Source organism: Streptomyces sp. NPDC058195 (assembly GCF_042883525.1).
GTDB lineage: Bacteria > Actinomycetota > Actinomycetes > Streptomycetales > Streptomycetaceae > Streptomyces.
Genome location: NZ_JBHVVM010000019.1, coordinates 144,887 through 161,322 on the forward strand (window position 1 = coordinate 144,887; position 16,436 = coordinate 161,322).

The window sequence follows — 16,436 nt, forward strand, 5'->3', positions numbered from 1 at the left end:
CCTTGCTATCGAGCGGTCGCCCCTCGGTCTCCCCGGCGGAGCCGGGGAACGGATCGCCAGCCGCCATGGCATTCAATCACTTACCAGCAGCCATGCACGACGCCTTGGGACCATTGTCCGTCATGCCGGTGACACACTCGGTGTCGATGGCCAAGAATCACCGCCCCGGTCGACCACCCGGGAACAGCGACCCCAGACCCTCTCCCGCCATGGTCCTCGACCGGCTCGCCGCCGTGGCGGGCCGGGCCGCGCGCATCACTCATACGGAGCACTTGCCCCCGCGTACGGGAACCCATGCCACATGGCCCGATCGCATCCGGCCGGAAGTCGTCGCCGCGATCACGAAGGCCGGAATCGATCACCCGTGGGCCCACCAGTCGGCTGCCGCCGAGCACGCGCTGGACGGCGAATCCGTGGTGATCGCCACAGGAACGGCCTCCGGCAAGTCGCTCGCCTACCTCGCCCCGGTCCTCAGCGCCCTGCTCGACGGCTCCGAGGCCCCGAACGGCCGTGGCGCCACCGCCCTGTACCTGGCCCCCACCAAGGCCCTGGCCGCCGATCAGCGGCGGGCCGTGAAGCGGCTCGCGGCGCCGCTCGGCAACGCCGTCCGACCCGCGGTCTACGACGGTGACACCCCGGTCGAGGAACGCGAGTGGGTGCGGCAGTACGCCAATTACGTCCTGACCAATCCCGACATGCTGCACCGCGGCATACTCCCTTCCCATCCCCGCTGGTCGTCCTTCCTGCGCGCGCTGCGCTTCGTCGTCATCGACGAGTGCCACACCTACCGCGGTGTCTTCGGCTCCCACGTCGCCCAGGTGATCCGCAGGCTCCGCCGCCTGTGCGCCCGCTACGGCGCCGATCCCGTCTTCCTCCTCGCCTCCGCCACCTCGGCGGAACCCTCCGTGGCCGCGGGCCGTCTCACCGGGCTGCCGGTCCAGGAGGTCGCCGACGACTCCTCGCCCCGCGGTGAGCTGGTCTTCGCCCTGTGGGAGCCGCCCCTGACCGAGCTGAACGGCGAGAAGGGCGCCCCCGTCCGGCGTACCGCCACCGCCGAGACCGCGGACCTCCTGACCGACCTCACCGTCCAGGGCGTCCGTTCGGTCGCCTTCGTACGCTCCCGGCGCGGCGCCGAGCTGATCTCCGTCATCGCGAAGGAGCGCCTCGCCGAGGTGGACCGCTCCCTGCCCGACCGGGTCGCCGCCTACCGCGGGGGTTACCTCCCCGAGGAGCGCCGGGCCCTGGAGCGCGCCCTGCACTCCGGGCAGCTGCTCGGCCTGGCCGCCACCACCGCCCTCGAACTCGGGATCGACGTCTCCGGCCTCGACGCCGTCCTCATCGCGGGCTACCCCGGGACCAGGGCGTCGCTGTGGCAGCAGGCGGGCCGCGCAGGGAGAGCTGGCGAGGGCGCTCTGGCCGTTCTGGTGGCCCGCGACGACCCGCTGGACACCTTTCTCGTGCACCACCCCGAGGCGCTGTTCCAGCAGCCCGTGGAGTCGACCGTCCTCGATCCCGACAACCCGTACGTCCTCGCCCCCCATCTGTGCGCCGCCGCCTCGGAGCTTCCGCTCACCGCACCCGACCTGGAGCTCTTCGGCCCGGCCGCGGCCGGGCTGCTGCCGCAGCTGGAGGCCGCGAAGCTGCTGCGGAAGCGGGTGTCGGGCTGGCACTGGACCCGCCGGGAGCGCGCCGCCGACCTCACCGACATCCGCGGCGGGGGCGGCCGTCCCGTCCAGATCGTCGAGGAGGGCACCGGCCGGCTGCTGGGCACCGTCGACGAATCGGCCGCGCACACCTCCGTCCACGAAGGCGCCGTCCACCTTCACCAGGGCCGCACCTACCTGGTCCGCAAGCTCGACCTGGAGGACGCGGTGGCCCTGGTCGAGGAGGCCGTCCCGCCGTACTCGACCACCGCACGCGACACCACCTCCATCGCGGTCCTGGAGACCGACAGCGAGATCCCGTGGGGCGACGGGCGCCTCTGCTACGGCTCCGTGGAGGTCACCAGCCAGGTCGTCTCCTTCCTCCGGCGCAGGCTGATCACCGGAGAGGTCCTCGGCGAGACCAAGCTGGAGCTGCCACCCCGCACCCTGCGTACCCGCGCCGTCTGGTGGACGGTCACCGAGGACCAGCTCGACGCCGCCCGCGTCAACCCGGAGATCCTCGGCGGTGCCCTGCACGCCGCGGAGCACGCGTCGATCGGGATGCTGCCGCTCTTCGCCACCTGCGACCGGTGGGACATCGGCGGCGTCTCCGTACCGCTGCATCCCGACACCCTGCTGCCCACGGTCTTCGTGTACGACGGCCACCCGGGCGGTGCCGGATTCGCCGAGCGGGCCTTCCGCACCGCCCATGACTGGCTGACCGCGACTCGTCAGGCGATCGCCTCCTGCGAGTGCGAGGCGGGCTGCCCGTCCTGTGTCCAGTCCCCCAAGTGCGGCAATGGCAACGAACCGCTGCACAAGCGCGGAGCCGTACGCCTCCTCACCGAGCTGCTGCGGTCCGCCCCTGCGACCCCCGGAGAGCCGGAGCCGACCAGACCGGGAAAGGCCGAACCGGGGGAGACCTGACCGGGGAAGGCCGAACCGGGGGGACCGGACCGGAGGAGACCGAACCAGGGAAGGCCGGACCGGGGAAGGCCGGACCGGAGGAGACCGGACCGGAGGAGACCGGACCGGGAGCACCTGGAGCGGCCGCTGGAGGACCGGCCCGGGACCTGACCTCCGGTGTGTACGGCCCGAAGGCGACCCGGGCCGTCACATCGGCGAGCTCCCCGCTCACCACGCACCGGACCACCGCCGCTCCCTGCGCCGCGGCTACCTTCCCGGCGGCCGCACACGCCTCCTCGGGCCCTCGCAGAGCGCGGTCGGCCGCGGCCAGGGCCGCCAGATCCGCCGCACCACCCGCCCGGTGCCGGACGACCACCACCTGTCCGAGGGCCAGCACCACCGCGAACACCGCGCACAACGTGGCCGTCGTCATCGCCACCCACACCGTGGCCAGGCCCCGGTCCCCACCCCCGCTCCCGTCCCCGCCCCCACGGACCAGGGCCACTGCACCGAGCCGGACCAGGACCCCACGGAGCCGGGCCGGACCGACGGCACGCGACCGTTCGCACACAGCGGCCCGTACCCGTTCGCCCATCAGGGTCATGGCGACGCCCCCACCGTGTCCTCGGCCAGCGCGGCCGCCTCCGCGTGCAGTGTCAGGGCCAGCGGGCCCGGCCCCGGCATCGGCGCCGCCACCCGTACCCGCCACAGCTCCCCGGTCCGCTCCAGCGCGACGTCAGCCCCGTCGGGCGCCGCCGAGCGGGCGGCCGCCAGCGCCTGTGGCTCCGGCTCGGAACGAGCCGCCGCCCGCGCCCCGGCCCGTGCCGCGTCGACGCAGCGGATCTGGGCGGAGGCGGCCATCAGCGCCCAGACCAGCGTCAGGGAGAACACCACCAGCACCGGAACCGCCATGGCCGCCTCCGCCGTCACCGCGCCCCGGTCGTTCTCAGAACTTCGCATCGAGCGCGTCCTTCAGCAGCGACTGCAACGCGGCCATGACCGGCTGGCTGGTGACCACCTTGTAGAGCACCGCTGCGAAAGCACAGGCCGCGATGGTCCCCACCGCGTATTCGGATGTCGTCATTCCGTCGTCCGACCGGACTCGGCGCGCCATGCCCCGTACCCAGCTCTTGATTCGCCGCACCATTTCAAACCCCCGTGAAACTCTTGATTCATATTGAAAGTTTTTGTACGCATACTTTTCGGTCATCCGGCATGCAGTAGTCCGGTCGCCAGGCCGATCACCACCGGCGCCACCCCGATCAGCAGGAACGCGGGAAGGAAGCAGAGCCCGACCGGAGCGGTGACCGCCACACCTGCGCGCTGGGCCCGCGCCACAGCCGCACTCGCCCGTTCCGCCCGCATCGCCTCGGCCAGCCGGGCGACCGGCTCCGCCGCCGGTGCCCCGGTCGATCCCGCACGGTCCAGGCAACGGGCCAGCGGACCGGCTCCCGGTATCGCCCCGAACCGCCCCCAGGCCTCCGAAGGGTCACCGCCCAGGCGGATCTCCGCGGCCGCCCGCACCAGGCGGGCACCGACCGGACCGCCCAGCGACTCGCCCACCGCCTCGGCCGCCTCCCGGGGCCCGGCCCCGGCAGACAGGCAGGCCGCCAGCAGGTCGGCCACCAGCGGCAGCTGACGCCGGGTCTCAGAAGACTCCGCGCGCCCGGACTCCGATGCGCGTCCTCGCCGGGTCCGTTGCCACCGCCGGGCTCCGTACGCCCCGGCCAGTCCCGTCAGATACCCCAGCAGTCCGCCCGCCAGGACCCAGCCCGCTGCCACGACCCCCGGCGGCGCGGTCCACTCCCCAATCCGAGCACCGGGCACCGTTCGGCCGTGGCCGAGCCGAATCCAGGGCTTCTTACGCCCGTCGACGGCCATCAGTGCCTCGCCCCTGCGGCGCACCACCCGCTGCCGTCGCAGCCCGGCCAGAGCAAGGGCCGTCATCGTGACCGTCACCAGCACCGCGCACATCGCCGTCAGTTGCTGAACCGAGCCGCTGGTTGCCACGTTCATGCCGCCTCCCCCGCCCGTACGATCCGGGCGGCCCAGCAGAGCCCGGCGCCCTCCATCAGCCCGCCCGTCACCAGGCAGGCCAGCCCGGCCGGGGTGTGCAGCAGCACCCGCAGCGGATCAGCCCCGAGCGCCGCCCCGAGCCCAAGCCCCAGCACCGGCAGCAGGGCCAGGACGGCCACCGTCGACCAGGCCCCCGCCAGCTGGGCCCGCAGCTCCGCCCGACTGCGCAGCTCGGCCCGTAACGCGCCCTCCAGGCGGTCCAGCCCCGCCGCGAGCCCTGCCCCACCGTCCACCGCCACCCGCCAGCAGGCCGCCACCCCTGCGAGCCCTTCCAGCCCCGGCTCGCGCGCCGCTTGCCGGAGCGCCGCAGGCACATCCCCGCCAAATCGCGCCGCGGCGGACACACCGGCCTCCGCCGCCCCGAGCGCCCCGGTGTCGCGAACGGCCACAAGCAGCGCCTGCCCCGGTTCGTGCCCGGCCCGCAGCTCGCCCACAACGGCACCGCACAGCGCCACCACCCCGGCCGCCCGGCGCTCCCGTTCCCTGCCCCGGGCCCGCCGTCGCAGCCATCTCCGTACCAAGGGCACCGCCGCCACACCGGCTGGCAACGGCAGTACCGACTGCCCCAGCACCGCGACCACCGAAGCCGCCACGGGACAGAGCCATTCCCACCGCCCCGCCAGCCGCTGCCACACCCGCGCCCCGGCCCGCGCCCAGCGCACCTGTCGCACCGGCCGAGCCGTCTCCTGGCCGAACAGCGCGCCGGCCCGCCGCCCGTGGTCCCGCGCCAGGACCAGCCAGGCAGCCACCCCGGCACACAGGGCCACCACACCACTCACGCCCACCGACAGCCCCATCGGCGCTCCCCCGGTCACCAGGCACCCCCGATCAGCGACCGCAGCCGCTCCCAGCCCCGCTCCCGCACAAACCCATCGGCGCCCCAGCGCAGCGCGGGCACGGTCACGACCAGCCCCGCCTGATCACGCTCCAGAACCTGCACCTCGGCGATCCTGCGCCGCCCCGCCCGGTCCCGCGCGAGATGGATCACCACCGACAGCGCCGCGGCCAACTGGCTGTGGAGCGCCGTACGGTCCAGCCCCGCCGCCGTCCCCAGCGCCTCCAGCCGGGCCGGTACGTGCTCGGCGGCGTTGGCGTGAACCGTTCCGCAGCCGCCCTCGTGACCGGTGTTGAGCGCGGCCAGGAGTTCGGTCACCTCGGCACCGCGCACCTCCCCCACCACCAGCCGGTCGGGCCGCATCCGCAGCGCCTGCCGCACCAGGTCCCGGAGCGTCACCCGGCCCGCCCCTTCCTGGTTGGCGGGGCGCGACTCCAGCCGCACCACATGAGGATGGTCCGGCCGCAGCTCCGCCGAGTCCTCGGCGAGCACGATCCGCTCCCGCTCCCCGACCACCCCCAGCAGACTGGACAGCAAGGTCGTCTTCCCGGCCCCCGTACCACCGCTGATCAGGTACGAGACCCTGGCCTCCACCAGGGCCCGCAGCACCCGGTCACCGCCTGGCGGAACCGTCCCCGCCGCCATGAGCTCCGCCAGCGAGAAGGCCCTGGGCCGTACGACCCGCAGCGACAGACATGTCGAGCCGACGGACACGGGCGGCAGCACGGCGTGCATGCGGGTACCGTCCGGCAGCCGTGCGTCCACCCAGGGGCGGGCATCGTCCAGCCGCCGCCCCGCCACGGCGGCCAGCCGCTGCGCCAGCCTGCGCACCGCGGCGGCGTCCGTAAAGGTCACCCCGGTGAGTTCGAGACCACCGCCCCGGTCCACCCACACCCGGTCCGGCGCGGACACCAGCACATCCGTCACCGCCGGATCGGCGAGCAGCGGCTCCAGCACCCCCGTCCCGATCAGCTCACCACGCAACTCATCGGCCACCCCGAGCACTTCGGCGTCACCGAGCAGCCTCCCCTGGGCGCGCAGCGCGGCCGCGACCCCAGCGGGTGTCGGCGCCACGCCACTCTGTGCGAGCCGCTGCCGTACGGCGTCGAGCAGTTTCTCGGTCATGACGCGCCGCCGCTGGTGCTTCCCGCCACGCTCTCCGGCGCGAGGGCCCGTTCCCAGAACGCCGCGCAGAACCTGGCCATCGGACCGCGCGCGCTGCCGCCGGGCGGCGCGCCGCCGTTCTGGGCGGCCAACAGCCCGGTGTCGAGCGGCAGTTCACCGGCAAGGGGCAGCCCCAGCGCCCGCGCCGTCCACGGCGCGTCGAGGCCCGCCGCGTACGGTCCGCGGGACACCACCCGCAGGTCACCGAGGATCGCCCCGGCCGCCGACGCGACCCGCCTCGCCGCGGCTACCGCGCGGAGCTCGCCCGGCACCACCAGCAGCCCGAGGTCCAGTTGCGCGAGCGCCTCGGTCACCGCTTCGTCGAACCGGCGCGGCAGGTCGACCACCACGACCCCGCCGAGTCGGCGCGCGGCGGCCAGCACGGCCTGTATCGCCTGTGGCGGGATGACCACCCCGTCGTCACGGCCCCAGCTGAGCACCCGCAGCCCGTGCAGCTCGGGCAGCGACTCCTCCAGGGCACCCCCGCCGACCCGCCCCTTGGAACGGGCGAAGTCCGGCCATCGCATCCCTTCGGCCCGTTCGCCGCCGAGCAGCACGTCGATGCCGCCACCGAGCGGGTCGCCGTCGATCAGCATGGTCCGCCGCCCGGCTCCGGCCGAGGTCACCGCGAGGGCGCAGGCCAGCGTGGAGGCGCCCGAGCCGCCCCGGCCACCGATCACGCCCACGGTGAGTGCCGGTCGGCCCACGCCCTCCGCCGCATTGGCGATCTGGTCGACGAGCCAGCTCTCCGATTCGGGCAGCCGCAGAACATATTCGGCCCCGATCTCCACGGCGCGGCGCCAGACCTCCGGGACGTCCTGTCCCCGGCCGACGAGCATCACGCCCCGCCTGCGCACCGCCCCGCGGCATCGCCGGGCGGCGTCGTCGCCCACGAGAACCATCGGGGCCCGCTCCCAGCCGCCCCTGTCCTCGGGCGGCGAGGGCAGCACGTCCGGCTCCGCCCCGGCCGCAGCGCACAGCCGCAGCAGGTCGTCGAGCAGGTCCACATCCTCGGTCACGATCAACGGTCCGCACCGCCGCGCTCCGGCGGCAGGCGAAAGATCCCGCGCAAGGGTCTCGGCCACGATCTCCACCCCTTCCCACTGCACCTCCGTCGTGGTTCGCGGTGCCCCGGGTCGTTCCGGGTCCGGCGATTCCACGACCCGCGGACTTCGCGGCTGGAATCACCGTGCAGCGATGCGGAAAATCGTGTGGATCTTGCTTGAAAACTGTGGATAACTCCGCCGTTGTGAATAACTCAGTCGCTCAAACCGGCGACTCTCGGAGCGCAGCCCTTCCACTACGCACGGTAGCGAGGCAGGGTGGTTACGGGCGGATCGACCAGCGGGCCGTCGCAGTCGAAATGGAGGCGGAATGCTTGATCCCGAACGGAAGAAACGCGTCCGGACATGCGACGACCCCCGCCGGGGGGGAGAGCGGGGGTCGTCCCCACGGCCGACTCGGGGGGGGAGGAGCCGGACCGGGTTAGCACGGTCGCGAACGATCCGTGACTTCCATGGTGTACCCGAGAGCCTTCTCAAGCAAACCCACGCGCCGGGGTTTACGCCGAATGGCGTCCCCCTATGCTCTGCCTTGTGGAAAACCGCTTCTTGCCGCGCACAGCTGCCTTCTTCGACCTGGACAAGACGGTCATTGCGAAGTCTTCGACGCTGACCTTCAGCAAGTCCTTCTACCAAGGCGGGCTGATCAACCGCCGCGCAGTACTGCGCACTGCGTACGCACAGTTCGTGTTCCTTGCCGGGGGTGCAGATCACGACCAGATGGAGCGGATGCGGGAATATCTCTCCGCGCTCTGCAAGGGCTGGAACGTCCAGCAAGTGAAGGAAATCGTTGCCGAGACCCTCCACGATCTGATCGACCCCATCATCTACGACGAAGCCGCGACGCTCATCGAAGAACATCACACCGCCGGACGCGATGTGGTGATCGTGTCGACCTCGGGCGCCGAGGTCGTCGAGCCGATCGGCGAACTGCTCGGCGCCGACCGGGTCGTCGCGACCCGCATGGTCGTCGGAGACGACGGCTGCTTCACCGGCGAAGTCGAGTACTACGCGTACGGCCCCACCAAGGCCGAGGCGATCAAGTCCCTCGCGGTGTCGGAGGGATACGACCTCTCGCGCTGCTACGCCTACAGCGACTCCGCGACCGACGTACCGATGCTGGAGTCGGTGGGCCATCCGCACGCGGTCAACCCGGATCGCGCGCTGCGGCGCGAGGCGACTCTGCGCGAGTGGCCGATTCTCGTGTTCAACAGGCCGGTCCGGCTCAAGCAGCGGCTACCCACTTTCTCCCTGCCGCCACGCCCGACGCTGGTCGCGGCGGCAGCGGTGGGAGCGGCGGCCGTCACGGCCGGACTCGTCTGGTACACCTCCCGCCGACGCGCCGCCGCGGGCTCCGCCTGACGTACGCCCCCGGCGCACAGGGGGACGTGGCTCCGGCCCACGTCGGCCCGCGTGTCCGTCCCTCCTCGCGATCCGCCGCCCCGCCACTCACCAGGGCGGCGGGACGCGGGGTGCCGAATTACCCAACCCGCCCGTAATTGAACCTAAAAGTAAAGAAGTGGGGCCTCCACTACCGCTCATCCCGGCTCTGGAGTACAAATGACTCAACGGCCCGCGAGACCAAGGACATCCGAGAGGATTACCTGTAACGCAGAGACGGCCCCACGGACCGAGCATGAAAACCGAGCACCCACGCGACGTCGACCCGTCGATTACGGGCCAGCCGCACCAGGGAACGGGCAAAGCATCCCGACCTGATGGGCACATATCGAGGACGCATGGTAACTGGGTAGACATGCCAGCGGCGGTACCGAGGACGGTACCGCCGCAACCTTTTCCACCCGGTCGCGGAGTCACGTCGACCCCTCGGCTCAATGCTCCGCGTCACCGTCTCACATCGGTGTCTGGAGAATTCTTCGAAACACCTCGGTGAAGTTACTCCAGTGGATTTACCAGGCCGCGCCCAGCGCCCCAGCGATCCACCGGCCGCCGTGCAGTCAAACGGCCGTGCGATCCACCGGCCGCCGTGCGGTCAGACGGCGTGCGGTCAGGCGGCTCCGCGCTGCAGGGCCTCACACACCGCCGTCGACTCCCTGACACCCAGCTCCACTGAGCGTCCGCAGTGCGCGATCCAGGCCGCCATCCCGTCCGGCGTCCCGGACAGATAGCCCTCGAACGCCGCGACGTACGCCGCCCGCCCCTGCTCGGCGTGACCCACCTCGGCGGGGCAGATCGACTTGGGATCGAGACCGCTCCCGATCAGCACGATCCGCTCAGCGGTCCGCGCGACGAGACCGTTGTACGAGCCGAAGGGGCGCAGGGCCAGCAGCTCACCGTGGACGACCGCCGCCACCACCAGCGCGGGCGCGGACGTCCCCGCGAGCATCAGCCCGGACACCCCCTCCAGCCGACCGGCCACTTCCTCGGCCGACGGCAGCGGTGCCTCGATCAGCGGCTCGTCCACGGGCTCGCCCGCCAGCCTCGGGCGGCCGACCGCGTCGTCGGGGGCCGCTCCACCGGCGGCGACCAGGTGCAGCCTCGCGAGCACCCGCAACGGCGACTGCCGCCAGATGGAGAGCAGTTGCCCCGCTTCGGCCGTCAGTCGCAGGGCCGCCCCGATCACCTGCGCCTCGCCGTCACCGCTGAAGTCGGCGCGCCGACGCACCTCCTCCAGATTCCAGTCGGCGCCCGAGAGTGCCGCCGATCCGCGAGCGCCGCGCAACGCGGCCTCCGCGGTGACCTCATTGCTGCGGCGCCGCATGACGCGGTGACCGTAGACCCGGTCGACGGCCTTGCGTACGGAGTCCACCGCATCGGCGACACCCGGCAGGGCGCCGAGGGCGGCGAGCGGATCAGAGGCAGTCGTACTCATAAGTAGGGAGGCTACGCGCCCCCCGTGCCGATACCGCCCGGGAGTGGCCTTCTTCACGAAGTGCGACAGCGGATCGCGATCACCCGGCTACCCTAGGTGAACATGAAGATCGCTTTCGTAGGGAAGGGCGGCAGCGGCAAGACGACGCTGTCCTCGCTCTTCATCCGCCATCTCGCCGCCAATGAAGCCCATGTCGTCGCCGTCGACGCCGACATCAACCAGCACCTCGGGGCCGCGCTCGGCCTCGACGACCAGGAGGCCGCCGCGCTGCCCGCTATGGGTGCGCACCTGCCGCTGATCAAGGACTATCTGCGCGGCGCCAATCCGCGTATCGCCTCCAGTGAGACGATGATCAAGACGACACCACCCGGCGAGGGCTCCCGGCTGCTGCGGGTCCGCGAGGACAACCCGGTCTACGACGCCTGCGCGCGTACGGTCAGGCTGGACGACGGGGAGATCCGGCTGATGGCCACCGGCCCGTTCACCGAGTCGGATCTGGGCGTGGCGTGCTACCACTCCAAGGTCGGCGCGGTCGAGCTCTGCCTCAACCATCTCGTCGACGGTCCCGACGACTACATGGTCGTCGACATGACCGCCGGTTCGGACTCCTTCGCCTCGGGGATGTTCACCCGCTTCGACATGACGTTCCTGGTCGCCGAACCGACCCGCAAGGGCGTCTCCGTCTACCGCCAGTACAAGGAGTACGCGCGGGACTTCGGGGTCGCGCTGAAGGTCATCGGCAACAAGGTTCAGGGCGAGGACGACCTGGAGTTCCTGCGCTCCGAGGTGGGTGACGACCTGCTGGTCACCGTCGGGCACTCCGACTGGGTACGGGCGATGGAGAAGGGCCGCCCTTCCCGCTTCGAACTGCTGGAGGCGGAGAACCGGATGGCGCTCCAGGCCCTGCAGAACGCCGCGGAGGACTCGTACGAGCAGCGGGACTGGGGGCGCTACACACGGCAGATGGTGCACTTCCACCTGAAGAACGCGGAGAGCTGGGGCAACGAGAAGACGGGCGCCGACCTGGCCGCCCAGGTCGACCCCGCCTTCGTCCTCGACGAGCGCTACGCGCAGGACGGCGCCGCTCAGCCTGTCTGAGTCCCGCCGGGGAGCCGGTGTCCGCCCGAGGTGCCTTCTGGCGGACCCGGCTCCTGGCCCCCGCTCTAGCGACCGGCCTCGCCCGTACCGCCGAGGAACGCGGTCCACCCGCGCTCGGGAGCCTGGCCGACGTCGAGCGTGCCGAGCTTCGCCAGCGTCGCCGGGTCTTGCGCGTCCAGCCAGTCGGCCAGTTGCCGGAAGGACACACAGCGCACATCTTTCCTGGTGCAGACCGTCGCGATGGTCTGCTCGACGGCGCGCATATAGGTACCGCCGTTCCAGGACTCGAAGTGGTTGCCGATGATCAGCGGGGCGCGGTTCCCGTCGTACGAGCGGTCGAAGGCCCGGAGCAGGCCGTCGCGCATCTGGTTGCCCCAGTACGCGTGCATGCCCGGGTCGCCCTGCGTCACGCCTGACTGATTGAACATGAAGTTGTAGTCCATCGACAGGGTCTCGAACGCGCGGCCCGGCACGGGTACGAGCTGCATCGAGAGGTCCCAGACGCCGTCCTTCTTCTGCGGCCAGACCTGGTTGTTGACCCCGCTGGAGTCGTAGCGGAAGCCCATCGTCCGCGCTGCGGCCACCATGTTCTCCCGCCCTTCGAGACAGGGAGTGCGGCCGCCGATGAGTTCCTTGTCGTAGTCGAAGGGGAGCGGCTTCTCCCGCGCGAGACCGGGATCGTTGGACTTCCAGTTCTTCACGAAGGCCTTGGCCTGGCTGATCTCGCTCTTCCACTGGCCGACGGACCAGGTGCCGCCACCTCCGGGGCCGCAGAAGTGGCCGTTGAAGTGCGTGCCGATCTCATTTCCGTCCTGCCACGCCCCGCGCACCTGGGTGAGGGTGTCGCGGATTCCTCCGGTGTCGTTGAAACCGATGTCGGAGCTGCCCGCGTTGTGTTTCGGCGGGTCGTACAGCTCCCGCTTGTCCTTCGGCAGCACGTACACGCCGCTGAGGAAGTACGTCATGGTCGCGTGGTACTTCTTGCCGACCTCACGGAAGTGCGAGAAGAGCTTCTGGCTGTCCTCACCCGCGCCGTCCCAGGAGAACACCACGAACTGCGGGGGTTTCTGACCGGACGCCATGCGGACGGCCACGGGCTGCCTCGGCTGGCGGCCGGTGAAGGCGGTGGAACCGTCGCCGATGAGCCGGAGCACGGTGCTGGGCGCGAAGTCCGGGGCCTGCTTCTCCGCACCCGCGAGCGGCTGCTTCGGGCCGGGGGCCAGCTTCGCCGCCCCGGGCCCGCCCGCCCCGGCTCCGGCATCCACACCGGAGGAGCACCCGGCCACGCCCGCGGTCAGCGCGACGGCCGCGGCGCCCAGCGCGAAGCGCCCGGTGACGGCCCGCCTCGCAGGCCCTTTCTTCGCGGTCCCCTTCCTCGCAGTCCCCTTCCTCGCGCAAACGCTCCTCGCGGGACTCCTCTTCGCAGCGACTCTCCTCGCGGCGGCTCCCGTCATGGTGGCTGCCATCAGCCCACCTCTTCCCTGCAGGTACTTTGCGCCGAAATGCCGACGCGGCGCGGTCACGTTCGCACACAGTTCCGCAGGATCGGCACGACAGTCCGAATGAAAAGATGCTTATTCACCCGATTGGGTGGCTGAATCGGATATTTGAACTCAAGCATGGACACAGATCTTTACTCTCCATTACGGTCTATTTACCGAGAGTTGAGAAATCCCGCCGCTGCATGCCGTGACCCACGGCCGCGTCCCACATTCCGCGACCGCGCTGCCCCGGAGGAGACGGGAACATGTCTGCTTGCGTCCCCACTCGCCGTAACCGCACGTCCCGCTGCTCGCGCCCCCCGCGCGACTCGGGAGCCAAGCAACCGCACAGCCCGCCGCCATCGCGCGGCGGACGCTTCCGTATCGCGGGCTCCGATCTGTCCGCATCGATCACGGTCTTCCTGCTCGCCGTCCCCATGTCGCTCGGCCTCGCCGTCGCCATGGGCGCACCGCTGGAGGCCGGTCTCATCTCCGCCGCGATCGGCGGCATCGTCGCCGGACTGCTCGGCGGCACCCCTCTGCAGGTCAGCGGCCCGTCCGCCGGCCTGACAGTCGTCACCGCCGAGCTCATCCAGATCTACGGCTGGCGCACCACCTGCGCGATCACTATCGGTGCCGGACTTCTGCAGGTCCTGCTTGGGTCGCTACGGGCGGCGCGCAGCGCCCTCGCCGTCAGCCCCGCCATCGTCCACGGCACCCTCGCCGGCATCGGCGTGGCCATCGCCCTGGCCCAGTTGCACATCGTGCTCGGCGGCTCCCCGCAGAGCTCGGCCGTCGCCAACACCCTGGCTCTTCCCGATCAGTTGGCCCGGGTGGGCCCGGCCGCCCCGCTCATCGGTTTGCTGACCATAGCCGTCCTGGTGCTGTGGCCCCGGATTCCTGGCCGGATCGGCAGGGGCGTACGCCGTGCTCCGACCGCCCTCGCCGCAGTGGTGACAGCTACGGCCGTAGCCGCGGTCGCCGCCCCCGGCATCGCCCGGGTCGACCTGCCGTCCTGGCGCTCGCACGCCCTGCCGGAGATGCCTCAGGGCCCGGTCCTCGCCCTGGCCACCGCCATGTTCACGATGATGCTGGTGGCCAGTCTGGAGTCGCTGCTCGCGGCCGTGGCGGTGGACAAGCTGTCGGCCGCGTCCTCATCGTCGTCCTCGCCCGCCACGTCCACCGAGTCCACCGCGCCCGTGCTGCCCGCCCGGCGGTCCGATCTCGATCGTGAGCTGCGCGCCCAGGGCATCGCCAACGTCCTGTCCGGGCTGGTGGGCGGGCTGGCCGTGTCCGGTGGCGCGGTGCGCAGCTCGGCGAACGTACGCGCCGGGGCCAAGACGCGGGCCGCCACCGTGCTGCACGGCGTCTGGGTCCTGCTCGCCACCGGGCTGATGGTCACCGTGCTGGAGTGGATCCCGTTGGCCGCGCTCGCCGCGCTGGTGATGATGGTCGGCATCCAGATGGTGAGCCTCGCCCACATCCGCAACGTCCATAAGCACCGTGAGTTCCTGGTGTACGCGGCGACGATCACGGGCGTGATCCTCTTCGGTGTACTCAAGGGGGTGACGATCGGCATCGCGGTGGCGGTGGCGGTCGCGCTGCACCGGCTGGCCAGGACCGGGATCACGGTGACCGATCAGGGCAACCGGCATCTGGTCGTCGTACGAGGACAGCTCACGTTCCTCGCCGTGCCCCGGCTCAGCCGTACGCTCGGCCAACTGCCTCAGGACGGGGATGTCGTCGTCGAGCTGGACGGCTTCTTCATGGACCACGCGGCGTACGAGGCGATCCATGACTGGAGCACCGCCCAGACCGCCCATGGCGGCAAGGCCGTGTTCACCGGCCGGTCCGGTGGCCGGATCTCGGGGCGCACCTCCGCGGCGCACTCCTGCTGCCGCCCCTGGACACCGTGGCGCAACCACCACTGCCACGACGGGCCCGGTGTCCCCGTACGTGCCCCGGCCCCCACGCCAGGCACCGCACCGGGCACAGGCACAAACCCGTGCGCGGGTCCGGGCCCTGCCCAGTGCGCGGCCCCGGACCCGGCCGCGGCCGAGAGCGCACCCCTCGCCAGCTTCCAGCACCACACCGGCCCGGCACCCGCACCCCACGCCCCGCCTCATGCCCACCCCCACGCCGGTTCCCGCGACAGCGCCCCTGACGACGTCGGCCTTCCCGCCGGCCTCCGCCCCGGGGCCGACGCCGGAGCCGCTCCCGGGGCCCCGCGCCGCCCGGATGGCCATCGGCTGATCAGCGGCCTCAGTTCGTTCCAGCGCAACACCGCCCCCCTGGTGCGAGCCGAGCTGGCCAGGCTGGCCGTCGAGGGCCAGCGTCCGTCCCAGCTGTTCATCACCTGCGCCGACTCCCGCCTGGTCACCAGCATGATCACGGCGAGCGGGCCCGGTGATCTGTTCACCGTGCGCAACATCGGCAATCTGGTGCCGCTGCCGAACGCCGAGTCGGGCGACCATTCGGTGGGCGCGGCGATCGAGTACGCGGTGGACGTGCTGAAGGTGGAATCGATCACCGTCTGCGGGCACTCCGGCTGCGGAGCGATGCAGGCACTGCTCGGTGCAGGACCCGACGCGGACAATCCCCCCACGTCCCTGTGGCGGTGGTTGAGACACGGGCTGCCGAGCCTGAAACGGATGGCGTCCCGGCACCACGCCTGGGCCCGGATCTCCGGGCGGCTTCCGGCCGATGCGCTGGAGCAGCTCTGCCTCACCAATGTGGTCCAGCAGCTGGACCATTTGCGGGCACACGAATCGGTGGCGCGACGGCTCGCCGAGGGAACGCTCCGGCTGCACGGGATGTACTTCCACGTCGGCGAGGCGCAGGCGTATCTGCTGGCCGAGGGCGCGAGCAGCGGGCTGGATCCCGACCAGGTCTTCGACCGTGTGGATCCGGCGGATCCGGGCGGACCCACCGGTTCGGACGAACGCGAACGCACCGGCGTCTGAACCACCGCCGTCCCCGGTCCGTGAGAGCTTGTGGTCCTGCCCCCGCATCGCACCACACAGGTCGCGCCGCCCCATGCCGCACGGCATCGCGTCGTACGCGGCGCGGACGGCAGGGCCATGTCCCGGCACATGAGACGCACCGGATGCACGCACCTCACGGGACACAGGTCTAAACCATTTCCGGGCAGACCCTTGTCACCTGGCCTTTGGCCTGATGAGCTATGCCCGGGACACAACGGACACCCTGGGAATGGGAGATGTCGTGAGCAACGAAAGCCTGGCCAATCTGCTGAGCCTGGCTATGAACGACTCTCGTTGTCTGGCCTGCAACTATGCGGCGGAACGCGGTCCCAGCAAGGCCGGGGCAGGTTCCCAC

The 16,436-nt window shown here is 71.5% G+C and carries 13 protein-coding genes; 4 read left to right on the forward strand and 9 right to left on the reverse strand.

What is annotated here, in order from left to right:
• Positions 1-65 precede the first annotated feature (65 nt).
• Positions 66-2,570 (forward strand): DEAD/DEAH box helicase, encoded by a 2,505-nt coding sequence (locus ACFVWY_RS23590; protein ID WP_389875711.1) that lies wholly within the window; start codon positions 66-68, stop codon positions 2,568-2,570.
• Here ACFVWY_RS23590 and ACFVWY_RS23595 read toward each other — a convergent pair.
• Genes ACFVWY_RS23595 through ssd form a run of 7 tightly spaced genes read right to left on the reverse strand, consistent with a single transcriptional unit; the run spans position 2,485 to position 7,643 of the window.
• A complete protein-coding gene (locus tag ACFVWY_RS23595) occupies positions 2,485-3,153 on the reverse strand; it encodes an Rv3654c family TadE-like protein (RefSeq protein ID WP_389875713.1) in 669 nt (222 codons plus the stop codon). The genes ACFVWY_RS23590 and ACFVWY_RS23595 overlap by 86 nt on opposite strands.
• On the reverse strand, positions 3,150-3,509 hold the full coding sequence (locus tag ACFVWY_RS23600) for a TadE family type IV pilus minor pilin (RefSeq protein ID WP_389875716.1): 360 nt from the start codon (positions 3,507-3,509) through the stop codon (positions 3,150-3,152). The genes ACFVWY_RS23595 and ACFVWY_RS23600 overlap by 4 nt, the downstream gene beginning before the upstream one ends.
• The gene (locus tag ACFVWY_RS23605; protein ID WP_389875764.1) at positions 3,496-3,696 is read right to left on the reverse strand and encodes a DUF4244 domain-containing protein; all 201 of its coding nucleotides are present in this window, start codon (positions 3,694-3,696) and stop codon (positions 3,496-3,498) included. Before ACFVWY_RS23605 ends, ACFVWY_RS23600 begins: the two co-directional genes overlap by 14 nt.
• A gap of 59 nt (positions 3,697-3,755) precedes the next feature.
• A complete protein-coding gene (locus ACFVWY_RS23610) occupies positions 3,756-4,565 on the reverse strand; it encodes a type II secretion system F family protein (protein ID WP_389875719.1) in 810 nt (269 codons plus the stop codon).
• The gene (locus ACFVWY_RS23615; protein ID WP_389875722.1) at positions 4,562-5,422 is read right to left on the reverse strand and encodes a type II secretion system F family protein; all 861 of its coding nucleotides are present in this window, start codon (positions 5,420-5,422) and stop codon (positions 4,562-4,564) included. The genes ACFVWY_RS23610 and ACFVWY_RS23615 overlap by 4 nt, the downstream gene beginning before the upstream one ends.
• 14 nt (positions 5,423-5,436) lie before the next feature.
• Complete coding sequence (locus ACFVWY_RS23620; protein ID WP_389875725.1) at positions 5,437-6,585, reverse strand: TadA family conjugal transfer-associated ATPase; 1,149 nt, start codon at positions 6,583-6,585, stop codon at positions 5,437-5,439.
• The gene (gene ssd / locus ACFVWY_RS23625) at positions 6,582-7,643 is read right to left on the reverse strand and encodes a septum site-determining protein Ssd (RefSeq protein ID WP_389875727.1); all 1,062 of its coding nucleotides are present in this window, start codon (positions 7,641-7,643) and stop codon (positions 6,582-6,584) included. The genes ACFVWY_RS23620 and ssd overlap by 4 nt, the downstream gene beginning before the upstream one ends.
• Before the next feature lie 564 nt (positions 7,644-8,207).
• On the opposite strand from ssd, the gene ACFVWY_RS23630 reads away from it, so the two are divergent.
• A complete protein-coding gene (locus ACFVWY_RS23630; protein ID WP_389875729.1) occupies positions 8,208-9,047 on the forward strand; it encodes an HAD family hydrolase in 840 nt (279 codons plus the stop codon).
• 646 nt (positions 9,048-9,693) lie between these two features.
• Here ACFVWY_RS23630 and ACFVWY_RS23635 read toward each other — a convergent pair.
• On the reverse strand, positions 9,694-10,518 hold the full coding sequence (locus tag ACFVWY_RS23635; protein ID WP_389875732.1) for an oxidoreductase: 825 nt from the start codon (positions 10,516-10,518) through the stop codon (positions 9,694-9,696).
• A gap of 102 nt (positions 10,519-10,620) precedes the next feature.
• Between ACFVWY_RS23635 and ACFVWY_RS23640 the strand changes: the two genes are divergently transcribed.
• A complete protein-coding gene (locus ACFVWY_RS23640) occupies positions 10,621-11,616 on the forward strand; it encodes an ATP-binding protein (RefSeq protein ID WP_389875735.1) in 996 nt (331 codons plus the stop codon).
• Between the two features lie 65 nt (positions 11,617-11,681).
• On the opposite strand, the gene ACFVWY_RS23645 is transcribed toward ACFVWY_RS23640, so the two are convergent.
• The gene (locus ACFVWY_RS23645; RefSeq protein ID WP_389875738.1) at positions 11,682-12,881 is read right to left on the reverse strand and encodes a hypothetical protein; all 1,200 of its coding nucleotides are present in this window, start codon (positions 12,879-12,881) and stop codon (positions 11,682-11,684) included.
• Positions 12,882-13,363: 482 nt separating this feature from the next.
• On the opposite strand from ACFVWY_RS23645, the gene ACFVWY_RS23650 reads away from it, so the two are divergent.
• Complete coding sequence (locus tag ACFVWY_RS23650) at positions 13,364-16,060, forward strand: SulP family inorganic anion transporter (protein WP_389875741.1); 2,697 nt, start codon at positions 13,364-13,366, stop codon at positions 16,058-16,060.
• Positions 16,061-16,436 lie beyond the last annotated feature (376 nt).